Raw genomic sequence first — 2,883 nt, 5'->3', positions numbered from 1 at the left:
CGTGATCGCCGGCGCGCCGCCATTCTGAGTCCCCCCGGTATCAGGCCCGTCGCTATAAAGATCGAATTCGCCGTGCTCGCCCGGTGAACGATAGCCGTAAGGATGTCCCCACGGATCGACGAGGCTCGTCTTCTTCTTGACATAGGGACCGTTCCAGCTGTCGACGCCGGCCGGCGCCGCGACGAGCGCCGAGAGGCCTTCCTGCGTGTTCGGATAACGGCCGACATCGAGCTTGTAGAGATCGAGCGCGGAAGAGAGGCTTTCGACCTGCGTATGCGCCGCGCTGACCTTGGCGCTGGCGAGATATTTGAGCACCTGCGGCGTCGCGATCGCCGTCAGTAGCGCGAGAATGGCCAGCACGACCAGAAGCTCGATCAGCGTGAAGCCGTCCTCGCCGCTCCGCCTGGCTTTCTCGCCCTCGTCTCTCATGCGCCCCCGCCCCATTCAAAATGCCAGATCGTTGACGCTGAGAATGGCAATCAGCATCGATCCGATCAGCCCCGCGACAATCATACCCAGAAATACGGTCAGAAGCGGAACAAGAAGTGCGAGCAGCCGCTCGATCGTGTGCTTGACCGCATTCTCCAGAAGATCGGCGAGTCTCAGAAGCATCTCGTCGAGCCGCCCCGTCTCCTCGCCGACGCGGATGAGATCGAGCGCCATCGGCGGAAAGAAGGAAGACCGCGACAGCCTGCCGGCAAGCCCCTCGCCCTCGCGAAGGCCGACCGCCGTCTCGCCGACCGCCGCCGCGATCGCGCTGTTCGACAGGGTGTCTCCCGTGATGCCGAGCGCGACGGGAAGCGTCACGCCGTTCCCGAGCAGGGTCCCGAGCGTCCGGCTGAACCGCTCCGTCTCCATCTTGATCAGGAGATCGCCGAAAAGCGGCAGACGCAGCAACAGAATATCCCATTGCTTGCGGAAAGCGGGCCGTTCGAGGGCGCGACGAAACCACACCGCCCCGGCCGCCGCGGCGAGAAGCAAAATCCACCAGGTCGCGCCGAGAACATCGCCGAGGCCCATCACGATCCGGGTCGCGAGCGGCAGGCTTTTTCCGGCATCCTGAAAGAGCGGCTCGAATTGCGGCAGCACGACGAGCAGAATGACCGCGATCGAGAGCCCCGCCGTGGCGAGCAAGATCGCCGGATAGACGAGCGCCGAGGCAATCGCCTCGCGAACGGCTTGGGCACGGGCGAGATATTCGGCGAGACGCCGCAGGGTCGCTTCGAGATTGCCGCCCATCTCGCCGGCGCGGACCATGTTGACATAGAATTTCGGAAAGGCCGGATCGGTCGCGAGCGCGTCCGCAAAGCTCGCGCCGTCCTTGAGGCGGGCAAGCGCGCCGCCGAGCGGCTGGGCGAGGTTGCGCGTCTCGCCGAGCCCGATCAGAATCTGCAGGGCGCGATCGAGCTCCAGGCCGGCATGGATCAGCGTCGCGAGTTCCTGCGTCGCGATGGCGAGATCGCGCGTCGAAGGTCCGCGCTTCGGCAGGAGGTCGGCGTGAAGCCAGCGCTGCCAGCCGGCAGCCTCTGCCTCCGTCGCCGAAATCGGAAAATGCCCCTGTTCGCGCAGCCACTCGATCACGGCCCTTTCGGACACCGCCTCGAGCGTTCCGTTGACCACCGCACCGGTCGCGCTCAGCGCCTTGTAGCGGAAGCTCGCCATCAGACCTCGCGTGTCACGCGCAAGACTTCCTCGACCGTCGTCTCGCCCGCCAGCACCTTCTTCAGCCCGTGAAAATGCATGGTCTGCATGCCGTCCTCGATCGCCGCCTTGCGGATGAGGCCCGCTTCGGCATGCGCGAGAACAAGCTGACGCAGCCTGTCGGTCATCGTCAGGACTTCGAGAACGGAGCTGCGGCCGAGATAGCCCGTATGGCTGCAATGGGCGCAGCCGGTCGCGCGGTAAAGCGTGACGGTCCGTCCCGCCGCAAACGCGCCGAGGCCCAGCCGCTCCATCATTTCGGGCAAGGCCTCGTAAGGCTGCCGGCAATGCGTGCAAAGCCTGCGCACGAGACGCTGCGCCGCGATGCCGTTGATAGTCGAGGTCAGCAGATAATCCTCGACGCCCATGTCGAGAAGCCGCGTGACCGCGCTCGCCGCATCGTTGGTGTGGAGCGTCGAGAGAATGAGATGGCCCGTCAGCGCCGCCTGCACCGCGATCTCGGCGGTTTCGAGATCGCGGATTTCGCCGATCATCATGATGTCCGGGTCCTGGCGCAGGAAGGAGCGCAGGGCCGTCGCGAAGGTGAGGCCGATCTGCGGCTTCACCTGAACCTGATTGATGCCCTTGAGCTGGTATTCGACCGGATCCTCGATGGTGAGGATCTTCTTGTCCGGCGTGTTGAGTTCGAGAAGCGAGGTGTAGAGCGTCGTCGTCTTGCCGCTGCCGGTCGGCCCCGTCACCAGCAAGATGCCGTGCGGCCGGTCGAGCACGTCGCGGAAGGCGCCGAGAATCTCGTCGTCGAAACCGAGCGCCGCAAAATCGAGCTTCAGACTGCCGCGATCGAGAATGCGCAGCACGACGCTTTCGCCGTGAATGGTCGGCGTCGTCGAGACGCGGAAATCGATGTCCTTGCCACGCACGGCGAGACGAATGCGCCCGTCCTGCGCGAGGCGCCGCTCGGCAATATTGAGTTTCGCCATGATCTTGATGCGCGAGATGACGGCCGACGACAGACGCTGCGGCGGCGACTCGACCTCCTGCAACACGCCGTCGACGCGGTAGCGCACGCGCAATTCGCCGTCCATCGGCTCGATATGGATGTCGGAGGCGCGCGCCTCGACGGCGCGGGTGATCAGCAGATTGACGAGGCGGATGACGGGCGCCTCGCTCGCAATGTCCTTCAGCCGCTCGACATCGTCGGAGGGATCGTAGGCATGCGCC

Annotated in this window: 3 protein-coding genes; all 3 read right to left on the bottom strand. The window is 65.1% G+C overall.

The genetic code is table 11. The features are described from left to right. Window positions 1-429: type II secretion system major pseudopilin GspG (gene gspG, locus VMR03_RS14720; protein WP_325406523.1), on the bottom strand; the 429-nt coding region annotated here is incomplete at its 3' end. A 15-nt stretch (window positions 430-444) separates the two neighbouring features. Further along, window positions 445-1,662 (bottom strand): type II secretion system F family protein, encoded by a 1,218-nt coding sequence (locus VMR03_RS14715; RefSeq protein WP_325406521.1) that lies wholly within the window; start codon window positions 1,660-1,662, stop codon window positions 445-447. Beyond that, a partial coding sequence (gene gspE / locus VMR03_RS14710; RefSeq protein ID WP_325406518.1) for a type II secretion system ATPase GspE occupies window positions 1,662-2,883 on the bottom strand: 1,222 nt, incomplete at its 5' end. The genes gspE and VMR03_RS14715, both read right to left, overlap by 1 nt.

This window comes from Parvibaculum sp. (assembly GCF_035511255.1).
Lineage (GTDB): Bacteria > Pseudomonadota > Alphaproteobacteria > Parvibaculales > Parvibaculaceae > Parvibaculum.
The sequence above is the reverse complement of the archived record's forward strand: the minus strand, read 5'-3'. Positions and strand labels throughout refer to the sequence as shown.

What these genes read in the sequence shown, in the direction of transcription:
- VMR03_RS14715 (WP_325406521.1), bottom strand. Translation starts at nt 1,662, where the DNA reads ATGGCGAGCTTCCGCTACAAGGCGCTGAGCGCGACCGGTGCGGTGGTC.